The 20,229-nt window shown below is 45.7% G+C and carries 14 protein-coding genes; 5 read left to right on the plus strand and 9 right to left on the minus strand.

Annotated features, from left to right (window positions below):
* Positions 1 to 140: 140 nt before the first annotated feature.
* The gene (locus H6F56_RS19900) at positions 141 to 410 is read right to left on the minus strand and encodes a photosystem I reaction center subunit PsaK (RefSeq protein WP_190671631.1); all 270 of its coding nucleotides are present in this window, start codon (positions 408 to 410) and stop codon (positions 141 to 143) included.
* Between the two features lie 518 nt (positions 411 to 928).
* Here H6F56_RS19900 and H6F56_RS19905 point away from each other — a divergent pair.
* The gene (locus H6F56_RS19905; protein WP_190671633.1) at positions 929 to 3,490 is read left to right on the plus strand and encodes a CHAT domain-containing protein; all 2,562 of its coding nucleotides are present in this window, start codon (positions 929 to 931) and stop codon (positions 3,488 to 3,490) included.
* A gap of 41 nt (positions 3,491 to 3,531) precedes the next feature.
* Here the strand turns inward: H6F56_RS19905 and H6F56_RS19910 are convergent, their stop codons facing one another.
* The 6 genes from H6F56_RS19910 to H6F56_RS19935 all read right to left on the minus strand — a co-directional run bounded on the left by H6F56_RS19910 (position 3,532) and on the right by H6F56_RS19935 (position 15,713).
* Positions 3,532 to 6,936: a filamentous hemagglutinin N-terminal domain-containing protein gene (locus H6F56_RS19910; protein WP_190671635.1), complete on the minus strand. Its 3,405-nt coding sequence runs from the start codon at positions 6,934 to 6,936 to the stop codon at positions 3,532 to 3,534.
* A 42-nt stretch (positions 6,937 to 6,978) separates the two neighbouring features.
* Positions 6,979 to 8,508: a mechanosensitive ion channel domain-containing protein gene (locus H6F56_RS19915; RefSeq protein ID WP_190671637.1), complete on the minus strand. Its 1,530-nt coding sequence runs from the start codon at positions 8,506 to 8,508 to the stop codon at positions 6,979 to 6,981.
* 246 nt (positions 8,509 to 8,754) lie between these two features.
* A complete protein-coding gene (locus H6F56_RS19920) occupies positions 8,755 to 9,561 on the minus strand; it encodes an MBL fold metallo-hydrolase (protein ID WP_190671639.1) in 807 nt (268 codons plus the stop codon).
* Between the two features lie 70 nt (positions 9,562 to 9,631).
* Complete coding sequence (locus tag H6F56_RS19925; RefSeq protein WP_190671641.1) at positions 9,632 to 11,872, minus strand: CHASE2 domain-containing protein; 2,241 nt, start codon at positions 11,870 to 11,872, stop codon at positions 9,632 to 9,634.
* Between the two features lie 15 nt (positions 11,873 to 11,887).
* A complete protein-coding gene (locus tag H6F56_RS19930) occupies positions 11,888 to 12,634 on the minus strand; it encodes a DUF928 domain-containing protein (protein ID WP_190671643.1) in 747 nt (248 codons plus the stop codon).
* 172 nt (positions 12,635 to 12,806) lie between these two features.
* Positions 12,807 to 15,713 carry a CHAT domain-containing tetratricopeptide repeat protein gene (locus tag H6F56_RS19935; RefSeq protein ID WP_190671646.1) on the minus strand — a complete coding sequence of 969 codons (2,907 nt, stop codon included), beginning with the start codon at positions 15,711 to 15,713 and terminating at the stop codon, positions 12,807 to 12,809.
* A gap of 232 nt (positions 15,714 to 15,945) precedes the next feature.
* On the opposite strand from H6F56_RS19935, the gene H6F56_RS19940 reads away from it, so the two are divergent.
* Positions 15,946 to 17,034: a hypothetical protein gene (locus H6F56_RS19940; RefSeq protein ID WP_190671648.1), complete on the plus strand. Its 1,089-nt coding sequence runs from the start codon at positions 15,946 to 15,948 to the stop codon at positions 17,032 to 17,034.
* 67 nt (positions 17,035 to 17,101) lie between these two features.
* Here H6F56_RS19940 and H6F56_RS26960 read toward each other — a convergent pair whose 3' ends face one another.
* Together H6F56_RS26960 and H6F56_RS19945 are read right to left on the minus strand one after the other, a co-directional pair.
* Positions 17,102 to 17,233 carry a hypothetical protein gene (locus H6F56_RS26960; protein ID WP_255513759.1) on the minus strand — a complete coding sequence of 44 codons (132 nt, stop codon included), beginning with the start codon at positions 17,231 to 17,233 and terminating at the stop codon, positions 17,102 to 17,104.
* 55 nt (positions 17,234 to 17,288) lie between these two features.
* Positions 17,289 to 18,029 (minus strand): DUF928 domain-containing protein, encoded by a 741-nt coding sequence (locus tag H6F56_RS19945; protein ID WP_190671650.1) that lies wholly within the window; start codon positions 18,027 to 18,029, stop codon positions 17,289 to 17,291.
* 232 nt (positions 18,030 to 18,261) lie between these two features.
* On the opposite strand from H6F56_RS19945, the gene petJ reads away from it, so the two are divergent.
* The 3 genes from petJ to H6F56_RS19960 are packed head-to-tail and all read left to right on the plus strand — an operon-like array spanning position 18,262 to position 20,066.
* Positions 18,262 to 18,597, plus strand: a complete 336-nt coding sequence (gene petJ, locus H6F56_RS19950; protein WP_242032092.1) for a cytochrome c6 PetJ — start codon at positions 18,262 to 18,264, stop codon at positions 18,595 to 18,597.
* Between the two features lie 33 nt (positions 18,598 to 18,630).
* Positions 18,631 to 19,650 carry an aldo/keto reductase gene (locus tag H6F56_RS19955; protein ID WP_190671656.1) on the plus strand — a complete coding sequence of 340 codons (1,020 nt, stop codon included), beginning with the start codon at positions 18,631 to 18,633 and terminating at the stop codon, positions 19,648 to 19,650.
* A complete protein-coding gene (locus H6F56_RS19960) occupies positions 19,647 to 20,066 on the plus strand; it encodes a nuclear transport factor 2 family protein (RefSeq protein WP_309236587.1) in 420 nt (139 codons plus the stop codon). The genes H6F56_RS19955 and H6F56_RS19960 overlap by 4 nt, the downstream gene beginning before the upstream one ends.
* Positions 20,067 to 20,229: the final 163 nt, after the last annotated feature.

Below are 20,229 nucleotides of genomic sequence, written 5' to 3' on the forward strand. Positions count from 1 at the left end.
GCTGCCGGTCATTAAAATTTGCTGGCAAGTTTTAAGAATTGACCCTCATATATAGCCGACCTAAAAACTTAAGGGGTAAGCGCTTGGCACTTACCCCTTTATCAACTATTTGTTTTGCTAAAATAATGGCGTGAGGATGTCTAAAGAGCACCGGAGCTACTTAGCGCCAAAATCGCCGCCGTTCCCAGCAAATGACCCGCGCTTGTTGAAGCCAAAAACGCTCCAACACTGGGGTTATTGAAAGCTGAGGGAAACGGCAAAACCATTTTAGGGCCAACTTTCGGATACTTAATCACGCGGGGAAGAACCAGCAATGCCAAAATATTGCAAATCCCCATAACGATGAGCTTAGAGGTTCCCGGTGCTGCTGTGTCGGTAATGGTTGATTGTACGACTGCGAGTAAGTCCATCAAAATTTCTTGTCCTCCATTGAATGATTATTGCAGAGATTTCAACAATCCCTTTGAACATTTAGCATATACATAAAAAGGGCAGTCAAAATGCCCTTCTTAAGTAAAATAATAGCGACTTATTCCAATCTGTCTATCTACCCACAGACTCAAACCGCTCACAAGTCTAAAGGAAGATCCCCACGATCAAAAATTGTGCGGTTTCTTTTATATTTTGGATGCATGGATATTAAGGTTAAAAATTCTTTCAATAATAGGAGTTAATATCATCCATCTATTGCAACCCTATTTCAACTTTATATAAATTCACACAAACATCGCCCTTGATTGCACAGGCTTGTTTAGGCTTTTAAATAAAATCACCTTGTCGGGGGATGGCTGCAAGGGTCATTCTTGTGTGGTTGCTTTTAAGTTTCCTCACGCCTCAAACAACTCAATGGCTCAGGGAATGCTATTGTAAACTTTTCCCCAACCGAGACGCGAGAATTATTTACATTTACCCGTACCCAATAAATTTTATGAAACTTTTACTATGCTTGGTAAGTTTTGTGCTGTTATCCGCAAGTTCTGAATTAGTACAAGTGCCGGTAAATGCTCAAGAAGTCTTGCTTCAAGCCAAAACTGAGGCCGCGCAGCCGGTCAATGAATTAGATAGATTAGAACAGCAAACCCAACAACTTTATGAAACAGGCCGGTTTGCCGAAGCAAGCGTATTATTGCAGCAATTGCAAGGTAATTACGCAGTCATTGAGGATAAATTAGGCGAGGCGAGGACGTTAAGAAATTTAGCATTAGTTTATCACGCAACGGGCGAGCGGTCAAAAGCTACTGAAGCGATTAAACAAAGCTTTCAACACCTCCAAGAATTGCAAGAAACACGAGGAAAGACAAAACTTTTTGCTCAAATTTTAGAGGTTCAAGGACAGTTGCAACTCTCTGCCGGCAAATTGGAAGAAGCGCTAGAGACTTGGAAAAAAGCTGCAAACACTTATAAAGAAATTGGCGATATAAGCGGAGTTACTAAAACTCGAATTAACCAAGCTCAAACACTGCAAACGCTGGGACTATACCGGCAGGCGATTAAAACCTTGACTGAAGTTAGAGAAATTCTTCAAGTGCAACCAGATTCGCCGGTTAAAGCAAAAGGATTGCAAAGCTTGGGTGATGCGTTGCGGGTTGTGGGAGATTTGAATCAATCTCAAGAAGTTTTGCAGAAAAGTTTGGGAATTAGTGAAAGATTGCAGTTGGGGGAAGCGGCTGCCGGCACACTTCTCAGCTTAGGAAATACAGCGAGAGTGCAGGAAAAATCTGACGAGTCTTTAGAGTTTTATCAACGTGCTGTTACAGCATCTTCCTCAGTGGAGATTCAAGTTGAGGCGCAACTGAATCAACTGAGTTTATTAATAGAAGAAGATCGAAGCGCAGACGCTCAAAATTTAATTTCAGAAATTCAATCAAAAATTATTAATTTGCCTCCTAGCAGGCCAACAATTTACGCTCAAATTAATCTGGCGCGAAGTTTGATGAAAATGGGAAACGCCACAACCGAAGGAACACGAAACGCGGCTGAAATATTAGCGACTGCTGTGCAGCAAGCTCAAAGCCTGGAAGACAAAAGAGCAGAGGCTTACGCCTTGGGGAATTTGGGGAGGGTGTACGAACAGAATAGGCAGTGGAAAGAAGGAAAAAGTCTAACAGAAAAAGCGTTACTTTTAGCGCAATCAATTAATGCTTCTGATATTACTTATCAGTGGCATTGGCAGATGGGAAGAATTTTAAAAGAGCAAGGAAATCGAGAAGGCGCAATTGCAGCTTATAGCCAATCTGTCAGTACGCTTCAGTCTTTACGCAATGATTTAGTTGCGATTAATTCAGATGTTCAGTTTTCTTTTAGAGAAAGTGTTGAACCTGTCTACCGCGAGTTAGTGGGACTGCTGTTGCAACCGGCAGCTAATGTAGAGCAATCTGCCTTAATTCAAGCCAGACAGGTAATTGAATCGCTACAACTCGCTGAGTTAGATAATTTCTTCCGGGATGCTTGTTTAGATGTCAAGCCGATTCAGATCGACCAAGTTGATTCTAATGCGGCAGTTTTTTATACGATTATTCTGAAGGAGCGATTAGAAGTTATTCTGGCTTTACCGGGTCAACCGCTAAAACATTATACTACCCAATTACCCCAGGAAACTGTTGAAGCAACTCTTAAGGAATTGCGCGATACGATTACAAATCCTCGAATGCAACTTTCGATAAAACGGTTTTTAACACCTTCACAGAAAGTCTATGATTGGTTAATTCGTCCGATTGAAGCTGAGTTAGCCGGCAGTGGGGTAAATACCCTGGTATTTGTTTTAGATGGAGGATTTAGAAATATTCCCATCGCTGCTCTTTATGATGGTGAGCAATATTTGGTTCAAAAGTATAGTGTGGCGTTAACTCCGGGCTTGCAATTGCTAGAAGCGAATCCTTTGGCGAGGGAAAACTTGAATATATTAGCTGCCGGTTTGACGGAAGCACGTCAAGGCTTTTCTTCACTTCCTCATGTTGAATCGGAATTAGATCAAATTCAAGTAGAAGCGTCTACTAAAATTCTTTTAAATGAATCTTTTAGCAAGTTTAATTTTGAAAAAAATGTTCAATCTATTCCGTTTTCTGTAGTTCACTTAGCAACTCATGGCGAATTCAGTTCTCAAGCAAAAGATACATTTATTCTCACTTGGGATGGACAGATTAATGCCAAGGAATTAGATAGCCTTCTTCGTAGCGAAACTGGGCAAAATAAGCCCATTGAATTACTTGTTTTAAGTGCTTGTAAAACTGCGGCGGGAGATAATCGAGCGGCTTTAGGGTTGGCGGGTGTGGCTGTGAGAGCCGGCGCACGGAGTACAGTGGCGTCTTTGTGGTATGTCAGTGATGAGGCAACTGCTGTTTTGATGACTGAATTTTACCAAGAGTTAGCGAATAGCAAAGTAACGAAAGCTGAAGCTTTGCGTCGCGCTCAAGAAGCGGTTTTGTTAAACGAGAAATTGTCTCACCCTTATTTTTGGGCAGCTTTTGTTATGGTAGGAAATTGGTTGTAGTTGTGAATTTGGATAGGCTGAATCTATTACAAAAATTACGACTAATTCTGACAGGACGGATGGGTAAATCCGAGACTGTGAGGCGTGGTGGTTGGGGCTTCGGCTGTTAAGGTGATTGTGCCATCGGCTGCAACGATCCAACCTTGCGCTTCGACAAGGGGAGTTTGGGTGGTAGGGGCAGATGGGGTTGTAGAGGGTTGTTTGCTCAACTCATCCGCACCGGCATCTCGCGTTGCCCACTCCACAAGGGCAGTATTGCTGCTAAGAGGGGCGCTGGGGTTGGGCGGTAAACCACCGCGTCCGGTTACAATAAATTCGCTACCGGCAACGTCTTCACAGCCGGCAGAAATTAGCCCTTCAATATTGGTAACTTCGACTTCAGGAACGTCTGCCGGCTGCACACTGACATTGCCCTGAATATTTAAATCTCCAACGGCGTTGATAATGCTATCTGGGGATTTAAAGACGGCTAGATCTGAGCCGGCGAAAGGATTAATCGTAATATTACTACCGCCCCCAGGATCGCCGGCATTGGTGATGATGCGGCTTCCTTCCAGCAGCACCAGCGTCACCGGCTCAATAGTAATATTGCCTTCTGTGGTGAGATTGCCGGTTTGGCTGCCGGTGGCTGAGATTTCGCTGTTATGGCGTAGTTGAATGTTGCCGGCGCGTAAGGTAATATTTCCGCCTTTGCCGGTTTCAGAGGTAGCGGTGAGTTTTCCCTGGTTAAAAAGACGCATATCGCCACTTGTAATATCAATGCTGCCAGGATTTCCAGAACCCAAACCGTTTACAGTTATTTGTGCGCCATCCCCAATTACTAAACGTTGGGTGTTAACGATTACATCACCGGCATCTCCAGCAGTGTTAGTGGCAGCGCTTAAACCACTGGGAGACTGCCCATCGGGTGAGGTGCCGATTAATTCTACAGAGTCGGTGGCGCGGACTGTTAAATTCCCCCCCTGGGCATTACTAGAGGGGCCAAAACTCAAAGTGCCAACGCTTACCTGTGCACCATTGCGAACAACTAACCGTCGCGTTTCAATGGTGACATCGCCGGCATCTCCGAAACCAAATGTATAAGCAACTAAGCCGGTGTTACCCAATTTATCGGCTGAAGCGCCATTTAATTCTATCGAGTCGGTGGCGCGAACCGTTAAATTTCCCCCTTGCCCTTCACTTGTGGGAAGTGTGCCCACAAAGACTAACCCCCCATCGCTAACCGTTAATTGGCGAGTTTCAATTGTCGCGCTACCTGCATTGCCGGCACCTAATGTTCCAGCAAAGATGCTGCCGCCGCTGCTAATGTCTACGTTGCCGGGGGCGCGAAGTGTCAAATTTCCGCCATTTCCCGCGCCGAAAGTTCCCATTGCGATTTGTGCGCCATTTTGAACCGTTAATTGGCCGGTTTCAAGGGTTACGTCCCCGGCATTGCCTGCACCAAACGTTCCTGCGACTAAACCGCTGAGTTTTTCCCCATCCGGTGAGGTGCCGGTCATTTGTATACTCTCCGTGGCGCGGATTGTCAAATTTCCCGCATTTCCCGTAGTGGCGAACTCAGCGCCTAGTTGAATTTGTGCCCCATCTTGAAGGGTTAAGCGCCCGGTTTCGATGCTGATGTTGCCGGCATTGCCGCTAGCGAAAGTTTGAGTGGTTAAGCGGCTGGGTGCCAACCCATTTGTTGAGATGCCGGTGATTTCTACGCTTTCGGTGGCGCGGATGATTACATTTCCCCCTTCACCAGAACTAAACGTTGCAGCGTTTGCGGCACCCCCAGCGAGGATCGTTAATTGGCCGGTTTCAATGGTCAGGTTGCCGGCATTGCCGATGCCAGAAGTTGATGCCACTAAGCCGCTGCTTGTTTCCCCATCAGGTGAAATGCCGATGATTTCTACACTGTCGGTAGCACGTACCGTTACATTTCCTGCATTTCCCTCGCTTCCAGTCGCGGCTCCGATGATCGCCCCATTGCGAACCGTTAATTGCTTGGTTTCAATGGTTACGTCGCCGGCATCGCCGATGCCAGTCGTTGTTGCCGCTAAACTGCTGTTTATCTCCCCATCTGCTGCGCTGCCGATGATTTCTACGCTTTCGGTGGCGCGTACTGTCACATTGCCGGCGTTTCCATTGCTTTCAGTACCAGCCGTGATGACTGCCCCATCACGAACTGTTAATTGCCTGGTTTCAATGGTCACGTCGCCGGCATTGCCGCTGCCATTTGTTAGTGCCACTAAAGCGCTGGGTATCTCCCCATCTGTTGGGTTGCCGGTGATTTCTACACTTTCGGTGGCGCGTACTGTCACATTGCCGGCATCTCCCTCACTGAGAGAAGCAACGCCTATTACCCCCCCATCACGGAGAACTAATTGGCCGGTTTCGATTCTCACATTGCCAGCGTTGCCGGTGCTAAACGTTCCCGCTACGAAACTGCTGGGTGTTTCCCCATCTGCGGATGTGCCACTCACAAATACTGACTCAGCCGCGCGAACTCTCACATTTCCCCCTGGTTGCGCCCCCAAGGTTGAAGCTTGAATTTGCGATCCCTCGGACAGTTGGATACGTCTACCGGCTAGTTGGATATCACCGCCGCCTTCTCCACTGGCAAAAACAGCAGATTGTCCGCTGGCTTGGATATCTTTAAAGGTTGCAACGTTTTCATATCCCAATGCAAAACCTGTGCCGGTTGGCGTCAGGCTGACACTACTGTTATCCCTCACACTCCCCAGTTCAATTCGTCCTGCCGGCGCTTTTAATAAGCCGCCAGAAAATGTTATATCGCCCCCAACAAGTGCCAGAGTTCTTGCCGGTTGCACCCCCAGCCCAATGGGACTTTCTAAAACGCTTTGTTGAAAGGCGATCTCAGCTTGGATGTCGTCCCCTGTATCCGGTTGATTAAGTCCCTGCCCTTGCACGGCAATACTGCCCGGGTTTGAGCCGAATTGCAAGCCAATAGGCACATTAACGGTTAATAAAGGTGGGGCTTGAGGATTTTTGGCGCTGAAAAGACTGCTATCGTTAAAAACAATACTATTGGCCGTACTTGCCAGAAATGAGCCGCCAATATTTAGCCTTGCATTCGGGCCAAAAATTATCCCGTTGGGGTTAATTAAAAATAAGTTAGCGCTGCCATTTGCTTGGATTAATCCATCGATATTGGAAATTGAGCTGCCAGTTACCCGCGAAAAGATGTTTTGAATGTCTAGGGCGCTATCAAAATGGGCAGTGGTGCCGGTGGGGAGGGAAAATGAGCTGAAGCTGTGGAACAAATTGCTGCCGGCAGATGTGCCGCCGGTGATGCGATTGATTTGCCCTTCGACACTGACAGCGGAATTATTCGGTAAGGTTGCATCTGGCACAATTTGAGCGGACGCAGAAAAACTGCCGATTAATGCCAACATTGTGCTGAGGTGAAGCGTGATTTTAAAAGGGTTGCTCAATACGTTCATGATTTCTAACTTCTGCGAGTGGCTGATTGCTTATTCCCAGTGTTAAAGACTAAACAGGTTTTTCAGTCGGTTGCGAACCCAAGTCACAGGATTTTTGTCATCTTCCGCTGCATCCACCAATCCCATTTCTCGCAATTGCTGCTGTCGTTGAGATAATTCTTCTTTGTGTTTTCCTAACTCTTGGACAATTACCTCGGCTAATTCTGGATTGGCGCGTAATAGCGTTTCAAAACTCTGATTGTTAATCACAAATAAAATGCTATCTTCTACTCCCCGAACTGAGGCGGTGCGGGGAATTCCTAACATTAAAGAAAGTTCTCCAAAAAATTTACCTGGCCCCAAATTTGCCAGACGTTTGTTTATTTTCTCTACAAAAACTTCTACCGATCCAGAAAGGACGATATAGAAAGCATCCCCCGGGTCACCTTCATGAAATAAAAATTCTGAGGGTCGCAAGCGTTTTCGATACCCACTTTCAATGAGCTGCCGTAGTTCTAAGTCAGTAAAGTTTTCAAAATAGGTTACTTCTCGCAATAAGTCCCGGAGTGCTAAGGGTTTGATTGGGGCAACGACAGAGGCCGGTTTTACCGTTTCCTTGAGGATTTGTGGGGGTGATACTTGTGAGGGTTCTTGACCATTTTCTCCGAATATTGGCGGAGGCGATACCTGTGGAGGTTCTTGCCCATTTGCTTGATAACGTGATAACGGGGTCAAGACTTCTGGATTTCGTAACCACAAATCTCTTTGCGGGAAAGGAATTGTAATACCTTGCTGGCGCAGATTATATTCAATGATAAAGTTTAAAGAACTTCGCACTGCAAGTCTATTATCAATGCGGTTCACCCACACGCATAAGTCAAAGTTCAAAGAATTATCACCGAATCCTTGAAAAAAAACTTTAGGTGCCGGCTCGTGTAAGATGTTTGATTCCATGTAAGCCGATTTTAAAAGAATTTCTGTGACTAAAACCGGATCGCTTTCATAGGCAACCCCTATGGGAATATGAATGCGTCCTGAAAAGCTTTCATAAGTCCAATTTGTTAAGCGATTTTCAACTAATTTACTGTTGGGAACAACGACATCGCAACCATCTAAGGTTCGGATAATGGTAGAGCGAATTGAAATTTCTTTGATATAGCCAGAAATACTGTCAAATTCAACAAAATCTCCAACTTTTACGGTTCGTTCTATCAGTAAAGTCAGACCACTCACAAAGTTTTTTGTGATATCCTGCAACCCAAAACCAATACCAACGCCTAAGCCGCCGGCTACAACTGCTAAAGAAGCCAGGTTAAAACCACTTGTTTGCAGAACAATGATAAAGCCTAATGTTCCAACCGCATAACTGATGATTGTGGAGATCGCTTCGCGGTTTCCCTCATCAATTCCCATTTTAACCAGCAGCCGGCGCTTGAGGAAATTTTTAAGCGTACGGCAAATAAAGATAAGGATTAATAACGACACACATAGCTGAATTACAGCCGAAATTGAGATCGAATAATCTCCAATTTTAAAGGGTTCTGTAATTCGTTGATAAAGCTCTGTAAATAGTTGCTGCAACAGGTTATTCATTGAATTAATACTTTTCCAAGAAGTGCCGGCAGAATATACATTTCGACTTGGCAGGAAACCCAAGAACTTGAAATTAGGGGATATACAGACAAAGCCCGCCCAGACAAACTTGAAAATCGATTATACTCGATTTTTGTCTGTGCGAACTTTATTTGTATGGCTGCGCTTGTGCCTTTCCTGGATGCGAAGCAAATTGTCTCACTCTATTTTTACGAGTACCGGCACACCCTCGCAACTTGAGTATATTTACAATTTTGTCGGCTTTAAACTCGCTGACGTGATTAGTAAGTCTGAAAACTCAAAGATCTCTCCTCGCTTCACAAACCCGCAAAATCCATCTTTTTTTGCATCCGGAAGCGCACCCGGTTGATAACCGTATAACCACATTTTACGTTTAATGGCTTCTGGTAACTTCAATAATTGATTATAGTGGGCGTGAACTTTAGTGGGAAACGCTGAGGTTTCACAATCTTGAAAAATAATCTCCGCTTGCTCATAAAATTCTTCAAGCTGCTCTAGACAAAGTTGCGTATCTGTGGTTATAAAGACTTTAATTTTATCAATTTCAAAAAATAAGCCGAAGCTTGGCATGATATAATAGCCATTATTAATGTGAACGACTTTAATCGGCTTAAATTCTATTTCTTGCCAATAAAAGCTATTATTCGGTTCAACTTTGTTAACTTTAAAAAAACTGTTGATATCAACAATTTCACCTTCAATGTGCCTCATGCCACCCGACAGTGTTCTCTCCCAAAGTTCATTCGATAAGGCACTGCTCAGATAAAGATTGGGTTGCTCACATCTGGGGTCAAACTTTGTAGCAAAGCCAATATATTCCAACCCGCCGACATGATCTGTATGTAAATGGCTGATATAGATATCAGTAATATCCAGATGTGAGAAACCGGCAGCGTGCAGAGAAAACCGAATATCGGAACCGCAATCAATTAAAAGTTTATGCCTTTCTTCGCTAATTAAAAGCATATTTGATTGAAAATTATCGGCTCCAACCGTGAAAGCAGACCCTGAGCCTAAGAAAATTAACTTCATTTTCACTGCCTATCGAATAAAGGAATATCTTTCGCAATCGCTCACAATGGAACACTCAGCTCATTCACAATTACTTGCCCTTTCCCAACGCTTCCAGTGATTTGTAGAGAGCATCAAGTTTTGCGGCCACAGTCGGCGGTTTGGCTGTAAACTGGATATAAAATCTTCCCGCATCTGCCGGCTTTTCTATAACTTTTGCATAAATATCTTCACCGGCTTCTTTTAATAAATTAAGCTTGATATTACTTAAAGGTGCCGGCACTAACTCCTGTGAGAGTACCTCAGCGCCTTTTGCAGAAAGCTTTACCAAACTTCCCTGAAACAGTTTATCGCTAACATCCTTTCCTTCCAGAAGCGTGTACTGAATCGGGAGTTCTTCCATAAGGGGAAAAAATTCCTCTTCATCTTTCTTCAGAAAAAGATTGTAGGGTTCGCCAATGCCGGCTACTTCATAAATTGTAATCGGCTCTTTCACCCCTTTCGGCGTTACCTGGCGCTGTCCTTCGATTTTAACACTTGCACCGGCTTCTTTTAAGGTTGGTTCTGAAATCAAAATTTGACCGCCGATGGTATAAGATTCGATACGGTAAGTCAGGTTAACTTGACTGCCAACAATGCCATATTTCGTGCGTTTCTCAGAACCGATATTTCCTACCACCACTTCACCCGTATTAATACCAATCCCCATTTCCAATGCCGGCAACCCCCACTCTTGCATCTTTTCATTAACCCGCGTCATTGCCAACTGCATCGCCACCGCACAGGCAACTGCCCTTGTCGCATCATCTTCTCTGCCGGTGGGGGCACCAAATAATACTAAAATCCCATCACCCATAAACTCATCAATCGTTCCTTGGTAATGGGTAATTTCATCTGCCATACAGCCCAGATAAAAGTTAAGAATTTTCACCACTTCTTCAGGCTGTAAGCGTTCGGAAAGGGCAGTAAATCCTCTTAAATCTGAAGTGAAGATTGTAATTTTTCGCCTTTCTCCGCCCATTTTCAAACCTTCGGGGTTTTCTAATAAATTAGCAACCACCTCATCTGTTAAGTAACGCCCAAAGGTTTTACGAATATCGCCGGCAGTGCGGGCAATGTAAGCGGTGATTGCAATAACTGAACCGCCTAGCGCCAGTAAAGGTGGCACCACAGGTATCCACCAGCCCGACAACAAAGCCGTATAACTGATTCCCATTAAAATGCCGGCTCCAATAATGGGGCTTGCGGTGCGTCGTACAGAAAAAGATTTCACCCCACCGATATATCGCAAATGCCAAGTCAGCGTTGCACCGGCAGCCGCCCAAAATAAAATCCACACCCCCTCTAAAGGTTCCGACCAACTTTTAATTAATGGACGATTATCAAGGGCAGCACTGAGTATTTGGCTGGTTAAATTTGCGTGAATTTCTACCCCATTCATCGGCACCGGCAGGCTGAGCAAACCACTACTATAGGGCGTTAAAAATGAATCATTAAAACTCTGCCCGAATTTTCCAATTAAGATAACCCGATCTCGCCCCCAATCTGGTGGCAGCTTGTCTTCCAAAACATCGCTCATCGAAACCGTATTGAAGTGCCGGCTCGATCCACGATAATTTAATAAAATTTGATACCCGCCGGCATCTGCTCGCACATAGCCGCCATCATTTGCTTCAAAAGGAACAACAACGGCTTTTCCTAACTTCCAATTATCTGTCCCTTCAACCGGCTCTGGGCTAATGCCTTGCTTCTCTAAATAGTACCCTGCCAGAAGTAGCCCTAAACTGTAGACGGTTTCCCCCTTTTCATCAGGCACGAAAAAAAAGCTGCGTCGCACTTTCCCATCGGCATCAATCAGCAAATCATTTGCACCCACCTGTGCCTGTTTATTTTCTAGCAGCGCCTCTGGCGGGGCAACTGTCTCACTTTTGCTATCTCCAATAACTTTCTGGATACCAACTAAAGTTGGCGTAGATTTAAAAACTTTAACTAATTCTTTATGCCCCGGTTCAACAGGTATATTGCGGTAAATATCTAATCCAATTGCTCTCGGCTGTCTCGCTTTTAGTTTGTTAATCAGCTTGGCATAAATTCCATCAGAAAAGTTGGCTTCTCCAATGTTTTTCACATCAGCTTCATCAATACCAACAATTACAACGCGGTTGTCAGACGTTTCTGGGGAACGTAGGCGCAGAAATTGGTCAAAAACCCCCCATTCCCACGGCTGCAAGAAGCCGGCAACGCGGAGGACGATGATTAACGCCGCAATACTGGGGGCAGTAATCCATACGCCGCGCCATTGCCACAGAAGACGTTTAAAAGGTGTCCACATACAACCGCATTGTGATTAATTTTTCGCTGTGCAGCATGGGGCAAACGGTTCAGAAGCGAACTTTTGCAGCCCAACTGACTTTAATAATTGTTCCCATTGTGCCGGCTGACTATCACGCAACTGAGCAAGAATTGTGACAGTTTCATTCCAAACTCTCGCGTTTGCATAGATTTTTGCTTGTTCTAGGGGTGTTGCCTTCTCTAGCTTGCGTTTCATATCCGCACTCAATTCGCTGCGCCGGATAAATCCTTGGACAAATTCATCGTTTTTACGATCTTGCTCGTTGCAGATTAAAGCAAACTGCCATGTATGGTATTTTCCTACTTCTAAAGCTGTGGTTTCGGGAAGGCTGACTTTTACGACACCGGCAGCATCTGCAATCGCAAAAGTATTAACATAAACATCTTCCCCTTTCTCATTTACTAAAACAAATTCTGCTTGTTTCGCCGTTGTTTTAGGAACAAAGAAAAAGAAAGAAGGATTACCGGCAGCCGTTGTTCCCACATTATTACGAGTCGGCATCAACGCCGTTAAAGGCATTTTGCTATCTGTACAAGAAGAATCATCTCCCCGCGATCCTCCGCCGGCTGTGCGTCTTGGGGCACCCCGATCTGATGTCTTGGGAAATTTGAGACTGATCAGCATTTCTTGAGAAGATTTTGCCCCAACTTGTGCCGGCACAGCCGCAAATGTGACAAGTGCCGGTGAAACCATGCCGGCAACCATTCCCAACACACCAGAAAACTTTAGTAAATTCATCATAAAAATCACTCCTCTTCAATAAAATGGCTAACAGCTTTATTGAATAATTGACAACAAAGATAATCCCTAATCGGCTTATCTACTATTAATGAATTTATCAACCAAGCTCATGTTCCTAATCAAGCGGAAGAATGGAAAATTGCTAATTTTTTAACGCTTCCACTCTCGCCGTCTACCTCCATTCCCCTTGCACCGTGAAGCCGGCCCAATAAAAGGGCGCTTCCCATTCCTGTTTCTGCCACATTTCTATCTGTGCCGCCCGTAAAGCAGCAGCCGGCGCTAAGCCTTTTTTCAGCATTCCTTGATAGAAATTGACCATCAGATCCGATGTCGCTGCATCATCCACACTCCACAAACTCACCACCACACGAGCTGCACCGGCATACATAAATCCCCTTGTTAAGCCTACCAATCCTTCCCCTCGAATTTGTTGACCAAGTCCGGTTTCACAGGCACTCAAAACGACCAACTCAGCCGGCAGATTCAGGTTAAAAATTTCTGACAGGCGCAGAAAACCATCTTGCGGCTTGCCTTGTTTGTCTACCATTGATAGCACTAATCCTGATAACTCTGGCTTCATGCTGTTGAGGATGCCGTGCGTCGCAAAATGAACCATGCGATATTCACTGAGTTCCGGACTGGTGGCGATATCTCGACTCGCCGCAAACCCAAACGCTCTGGTTTTTTGGGAAGCCGGCACTAGCTTTAAAATCTCCTCAGCTTCTTCTTTCGTAAAGGGTAATCGCTTCAAGTTAAACTCGAATTCTTGAGCCGCCTTTTCACCTTTAACCGGCTCAGTTAAGGACACATTTTTAACGCGCTCATCATTTTTGGCAAATACCGGATCAGCTAGCACTGCCAAAGTTTTAGAAGCTGCGTTACGCCCCGCTATTTCTCGCCGTAAAATGCCAATCGTTGAGGCAGAAGGCAAGTTCACGAGTTCGTGCTTCACGACTAATGGCACCAATTCTGATGCTTGAGAAGTGCCGGCTTTTGCAACATTCTTATTCACCGGCAGCGCAGCAAAAGGAATGTATTGCAAAGCCCCATCACTGACAATCAGCAAGCGTTTGTCAGCCAACTGATCGGCAACCGGCGCTAAAATAATCTGACTCAGTGCAGCCGCCGATTCTACCGTCTTTTGCCGGCGAATTCTCATACTCGGAACCGTCACCGCATCTCGGAAATTCCGGGCAGCATCCTCAATTTCCTCCCGCCCAGGCAGTTCATAGCTACTGATCGAAGTCGGTGTCACCGCCCATAAATAACTGCGATCCGTGCCTAGCGAGTATTCCAGCAGCACCGTATTCTCATCAAGCACCTGTGTTTGAATTTCTGATAACGTCAGGGGTTGTGGCTGGGTGAGGGCGGCGTAGCGGGGACTTTTGGCTCTGATTTCTGACTGAACTTGCCGGTATTCCGCCAAAAGGGTAGAAATTTGGGTGTTAATCGCTCCAGTCTGTTCTTTTTTATGTTGACCGGCAAGCATTTGCACTCGGCGTTCTTCCAGTGTCGCAAGTTGTTGCTGCAAGCTGCTTTCGCGCTCTAATAGCTGCGGATCAACCCCTTGACGAATTTCTGCACCGGCTTGCGTCAGGATCTCCAAAAGCGAACGCGCCCGCGCCCGCTCACTGACTTGCAGCGCCGCCGCATCATATCCTTGATTTGGGTTGGTTTTATGCAACTGCATTAACAGATCGATGTAGAACTCGTAATAATCCTGCTTGGAAGCAAAGAAAGAAGTCCGTAAATCCTGGCTGTCTACCTTGGTTCGCAAGTCTTCAATAATTTCAATCGCCGCTTCAATCTCAGTTTTTGCTTGATTCAGATTACCCAACTGACGTTGAGACTGGGCAAGTCGGTAAAGGGTTAAAGCTTCCTTCGGGCGATCGCTTAGCGCCCGACGCAGGGGCAAGGCTTGGTTATAGTAATTTAGTGCTTGCGTGTGATCGCTGGAACTGGCATAGACAAAGCCGATATTATTCAGCGTGCTCGCTTCCCCCCGACGATCAGCGGCTTCCCGCCATAGGGGCAAGGCTTGGTTGTAAGATTCAAGCGCTTTCGGTAACTGCTCGGTGTTGGCGTAGACAAAGCCGATATTATTTAGCGTGGTAGCTTGTCTGCGTCGGTTGCCCACTTCTTGCCATAGGGGCAGCGCTTGCTTGTAGTAGTCCAGGGCGAGATCATACTTACCAGAGTTGGCATAAACTAAACCGATGTTGTTGAGGGTGAGGGGAATCCCAGATTTGTCGTTCACCTCCCGATAAATCGCCAACGCTTGGGTGTAAGCGTCGAGGGCCGGCTGAGATTGGCCCAAGGCATCATAAATTACGCCAATATTATTGAGCGTGGTGGCTTGCACGCCTTTTTCACCGGCTTCCCGCCACAGGGGCAAAGCTCGGTTATAAGCGTCGAGGGCTTGCTGATACTCGCTCAAGGCATCGTAGACTACTCCCAGGTTATTGAGAGTATAAGCTTCTCCACCGGCATCCTTTGCTTCACCATAAAGGGTGAGTGCTTGATTGTAAGATTCCAGTGCCGGTTTGAATTTTCCTAAATCGGCGTTGGTTAAACCGATGCTATTAAGGGTGTCAGCAACGGCAACTTTATCGTTTACTGCTTGATAAAGGGAAAGCGCTTGATTGTAAGCCTCTAAACTATTCTGTTTATCTCCTAAAATGCCGTAAACAGAACCAATCCCGGAAAGCGTGTCGGCTTGTTTGGCTCGATCTCCGATTGCTTGATAAAGTTGTAATGCCTCTTTCCACTTTTGAATTGCTTGTGACAGCGATTGCGGCGTTTTTTCTTGAAACAGCTTCAATCCTTCCTCAAAGGCGCGATCCGCTGCGGCGCTACGGCTATCAGAAGGGGTATTTTGTGAGAGTTGAGCAGTTTTCACCGGCACTTTGCCGGCAGTTGCCACGACGGGCGAAGGCAAAAACAGAATCCCCAGCAACAAAGTGATCTGAATAGCACGGCTGGGGCGCTGGTTCCCCAACTTCAGTGGGGATTTTAAGAATAAGCGCAAAGACTTTTTAAATTCTCTATCAATTAAGTTTTGTTTGCGTCTTTGAGCCATAACTGTACTCTTTCCGGAAGGATGAAGGATAAACAGAGAAGGGAGTAAGGAAAAGGCAGAACAGAAGTAGACTTTCTAAAAGACTGATTCCCTGTTTGCTGCGTTCCTCGTTGTTTGTTCACAGTAACGGCTCTTTAAGGGAAAAGGCGACGAAATCCGTCAACTTTCCGATCTGGCACGTCTTGATGGGAAGATTAAGAGTGTTTTGTCCTCCAAATCACAAAATATAAACATGAATCAAATTTTGCGGTGTTTAGGCTTTTGGAGATTCGCCTCAACCGGCTTCTTTCTGGCTGTTCTTGCCGGCACATTACTGACAGAACGAGCCAATGCCAATGCCAATTCTCCATCTTCCACACAGCGATCACAGGCAACTGACACGGTTGCCGCGCCGATCAAGTCACATTTTCTCGATGTTGAGCCGGCAATCGTTGCTGATTCAACTTCGGGCAATACAATCATCGCGCAGGGAACCGCAGCAGGGCGGGGGTTGCGCGTGGAGGAACTTAAAGGCACTGTCACAATTAACGGGCGACCGGCACAAGTAGGTGATCGTCTAACTGCGGAAGGGGATGAATTAGTCACGGGCAAAAACTCCACTGCGCGTTTGCGGATCGACAGCTATATTGGCGTTGTAGAAGTTGCGGAAAGAACAACCGTCCAAATTCAAACCCTGGCGGGAGATGTGGGGATTGATCCCAACCAAGTGACCGCAATTGCTGTGCCGGCAGGACGGGTGAGACTATCAATCGCCCGATCAGTTGCCAGACCGACTTCTGTGAGGGGAGAAGCCGAAGGCGCAGAAGTTGCCGCCCTAAATACGGTTACGGGACTGGGTAAACTCGATGACATCGCGCAAGAAAGTTCATCCGCCAGCGCGTCGCCGGTGAGAGTTCGCACCCCCGCCGGTGTTGCGGGAGTCAGTGGCACATCCTTTGGGGTGGATGTTGGCCCCATTGGCAAAACCGGCGTTGATACAATTGATGGCATCGTTGCCGCTGAAGCCCAAGGCACACAAGTTCTCGTAAATGCCGGCTTCTTTACCGTCATTGAACCAGGAAAAGCGCCAAGTACCCCCCAAAAGACACCCCCCCTCTCCGATCTCAGACGCTTTCATGTGTTCAAACTAGGGCCGCGCACCGTCCGAGTTACAGGTCAAGTCGATCCGATGGATTTAATCTATATCAATGATCGAGCGATTGAGGCCGACGGAGACGGTAAATTTAAAGCAGTCGTCCCCATGCCGGCGAGTCGTCGCGTGCGGATCGTAGTGCGTGGCCCTTCCGTTCGGGAGCGGCATTACAACATAGCAGTGCCTTAATCATGCGATGCGCCTCCAGGCAGCACGTTTCATTCGCCTGAAACCTGCCAGGGACTCAACTCCCTGGCTAATCGCCCAAGCCGGTTAAAACCCGCACATATCCCAAACATCTTAAAACCCACAAACCCTCACCTCCCACAAATAACCCATCTGCGTTTATCTGCGTCCGCAGGTGGAACTTGAATGACGAGCGCAGCACATTCCAGTTTCACCTGCGGAATCTGCGGTTAAAAAAAATAACATTTGCAATAACGCTAAGGATTAGGCAACTTTTCCACCACCGGCACCTCCAAAAAAGGCGAAGTTGCGATATCTAACAATCCAATAGAATTTAAAAGTTCTTCCCACTCTGCCGGCTCAGAACTGCGTAACTCAGCAACTATTGCCAGAGAATCATGCCACATTTCTGCATTTGCGTAAATTTGAGCTTGCTCTAAACCTGTAGCCAACTTTAACTGATTTTCTAAATTTCCACTCAATTCTCTACGTTGCAATAATCCCCGAACAAACACATCCGACTCCCGATCTTGCGAATCACACACTATCGCAAACTGCCATAAATAATTTTGACCAATTTCTAAAGCAACCGTTTCCGGTAAAGTAAGTTTAAGAATACCAGGCGTGCCGGCAAGTGTAACAGTTGCCAGATAAACTTCATCCCCTTGGCTGTTAATTAAAACAAATTCTGCCAATTGGGCGCGGGTTTGAGGAATATACCAAAATAAAGTAGGATGGGCGGCAACGGTTGTGCCAACATTATTCCGTGTAGGCATCAGTGCGACAAGCGGGGTTTGTCCTTCGGCGACACAAGAAGAACCCCGCGATCCTCCCCCAGTCGTTCTTGCCGGCGCACCCCGATCCGATGTTTGTGGGAATTGCAAGCTAATTTGTTCCTGCACCGGCTGCTGCACCACCCCAGAAGCAACCGTTACCCAGGCGGGAGAAAGAATGCCAGTAAAAATTCCTAATAGACAAAGAGACTTGCGTAAAATCACACTCTAAATCTCTGTTTAGCTTAATATAGATTTCGTAGCGTTCTTTGAAAACTGACTTAGTCAGTCTCTTTGTCAAGCTTGGCTTTGTTTGCTTGCGTTGTCAATAAATTTTAAGCAGCGAATCCCATTTTGTGCTAATAGTTTAGAAGACAGAGGATAGGGCATAGAACATCTAAACTCGACCATTGTGTTTATTTATTGGCAATGACTTATGTATTTGAGGGGCATTTCATTGAAAAAGCTATTAACAGCCATAATGCTGGTGGTGTTCGTGCTAAATATTACTTTGAGCCAACCGGCTTTAGCGGCAGATATTGCAAACGGCGAACAAATTTTTAGCCTCCAGTGTGCCGGCTGTCATATTAATGGCGGTAATATTATCAGGCGCGGTAAGAATTTGAAACAAAAAGCTTTAAAGCAAAATGGGATGGATTCAATCGAAGCGATCTCGTCTATCGTGGCAACCGGCAAAAATAATATGTCTGCCTACAAAGATCGCTTAAGTGAACAGGAGATAGCGGATGTCTCCGCTTATGTATTAGAGCAAGCCGAGAAAGACTGGCGTTAAACTGATTAGATAAAACAAAAATAAGGATTAAAAATGAATTTACCCGAATCCAGCCGGCTGCAATTTACTCCAGATTTAAATATCTGCCGTGTGTTAAATGGAATGTGGCAAGTATCTGGAGGTCACGGAAAAATTGACCGGCAGGCTGCTATTGAGAATATGTTTAAATATCTGGATGCCGGTTTCACAACTTGGGATTTAGCAGACCATTATGGCCCCGCAGAGGATTTTATTGGTGAGTTTCGCCGGCAATTAATTTCAACTCGGGGGAAAGATGCCCTTTCTAATTTACAAGCTTTTACAAAATGGGTGCCCAGACCGGGGAAAATGACCCGAAAGCTGGTTGAAGAAAATATTGATATTTCCCTGCGGAGAATGAACGTTGAATCCCTCGATTTAATGCAATTTCACTGGTGGGAATACAAAGACGAAAATTATCTGGCCGCCCTCAAATATATGACAGAACTTCAACAAGAGGGCAAAATTAAGCATCTGGCACTGACAAATTTTGATACAGAGCATTTAAAAATAATTCTTGACCATAACATCAAAATAGTATCCAACCAAGTGCAATTTTCTTTAGTAGATCTCCGGCCTTTAGTGAATATGGTTCAATTGTGCCGGCAACACGACATCAAGTTATTTACCTACGGCACACTTTGCGGCGGATTGCTATCAGAAAAATATCTCGGGAAGCCTGAACCCCGGGGCGGAGAACTCGCCACCGCTAGCTTGCGAAAATACAAAAACATGATAGATAGTTGGGGCGGCTGGAATTTATTTCAAGAATTACTGAACGCCCTCAAGCAAATCGCAGATAAACATCAAGTCAGCATCGCAAATATCGCCGTTCGTACTATTTTAGATCTGCCGGCAGTTGGGGGCGTCATTGTCGGTGCGCGGCTGGGTGTGTCAGAACATTTAGAAGATAATGCCAGAGTTTTTAATTTCAGCTTAGATGCAGAAGATGAGGGACAAATCGATGCAGTTATTCGTAACTCGCGGGATTTGTATAAACTTATCGGAGACTGCGGCGACGAATACCGGCGATGATTGTTCATTTAAACGATAAAATCGAAATGACAGACGAACGAAATGAAGTATTAGCCGCTAACGAAGCATTTTATCGAGCCTTTGAAAAAAAAGACATGGAAGCAATGAGTGCGATTTGGTCGCAAGGAATCGGCACTCTTTGCATTCACCCTGGACGCAATGCGCTGCGGGGGTGGAAAGAAATTCGCACTTCTTGGGAATTTATCTTTAAAAATACCAACTACATCGAAATCGAAACCGAGATTATTACAGCAGATGTTCGCAATGACATTGGTTACATTGTTTTAGTCGAAAAAGTCTTGCAAGTGAGTGCCGGCAGACGAATTCAAGCAGAATCAATGGCAACCAATATTTTTGAATTCTTGGGTGGAAAATGGTATTTAATTCACCATCACGGCAGTCCCATGATGCGCTAAAAGTGACAGCGTTCAACCAGTCGCAGCAGTCGCGGGAAACTGTAGTAGCCGGCAGAATTTGGCGCATAGCACAAAAACTGAAGTTCGGGGATCGCTATAACCCCCACTTTCATTGCGCCTATCCACAATCGACACAACAGCCAAGAAAAGAGAATACTAGAAA

Source organism: Microcoleus sp. FACHB-672, from assembly GCF_014695725.1.
GTDB lineage: Bacteria > Cyanobacteriota > Cyanobacteriia > Cyanobacteriales > Oscillatoriaceae > FACHB-68.

Excerpts from the sequence above, each read along its gene's own strand:
- H6F56_RS19900 (WP_190671631.1), bottom strand. The coding sequence starts at position 410 with ATGGACTTACTCGCAGTCGTACAATCAACCATTACCGACACAGCAGCA.
- H6F56_RS19905 (WP_190671633.1), top strand. The coding sequence starts at position 929 with ATGAAACTTTTACTATGCTTGGTAAGTTTTGTGCTGTTATCCGCAAGT.
- H6F56_RS19910 (WP_190671635.1), bottom strand. The coding sequence starts at position 6,936 with ATGAACGTATTGAGCAACCCTTTTAAAATCACGCTTCACCTCAGCACA.
- H6F56_RS19915 (WP_190671637.1), bottom strand. The coding sequence starts at position 8,508 with ATGAATAACCTGTTGCAGCAACTATTTACAGAGCTTTATCAACGAATT.
- H6F56_RS19920 (WP_190671639.1), bottom strand. The coding sequence starts at position 9,561 with ATGAAGTTAATTTTCTTAGGCTCAGGGTCTGCTTTCACGGTTGGAGCC.
- H6F56_RS19925 (WP_190671641.1), bottom strand. The coding sequence starts at position 11,872 with ATGTGGACACCTTTTAAACGTCTTCTGTGGCAATGGCGCGGCGTATGG.
- H6F56_RS19930 (WP_190671643.1), bottom strand. The coding sequence starts at position 12,634 with ATGATGAATTTACTAAAGTTTTCTGGTGTGTTGGGAATGGTTGCCGGC.
- H6F56_RS19935 (WP_190671646.1), bottom strand. The coding sequence starts at position 15,713 with ATGGCTCAAAGACGCAAACAAAACTTAATTGATAGAGAATTTAAAAAG.
- H6F56_RS19940 (WP_190671648.1), top strand. The coding sequence starts at position 15,946 with ATGAATCAAATTTTGCGGTGTTTAGGCTTTTGGAGATTCGCCTCAACC.
- H6F56_RS19955 (WP_190671656.1), top strand. The coding sequence starts at position 18,631 with ATGAATTTACCCGAATCCAGCCGGCTGCAATTTACTCCAGATTTAAAT.
- H6F56_RS19960 (WP_309236587.1), top strand. The coding sequence starts at position 19,647 with ATGATTGTTCATTTAAACGATAAAATCGAAATGACAGACGAACGAAAT.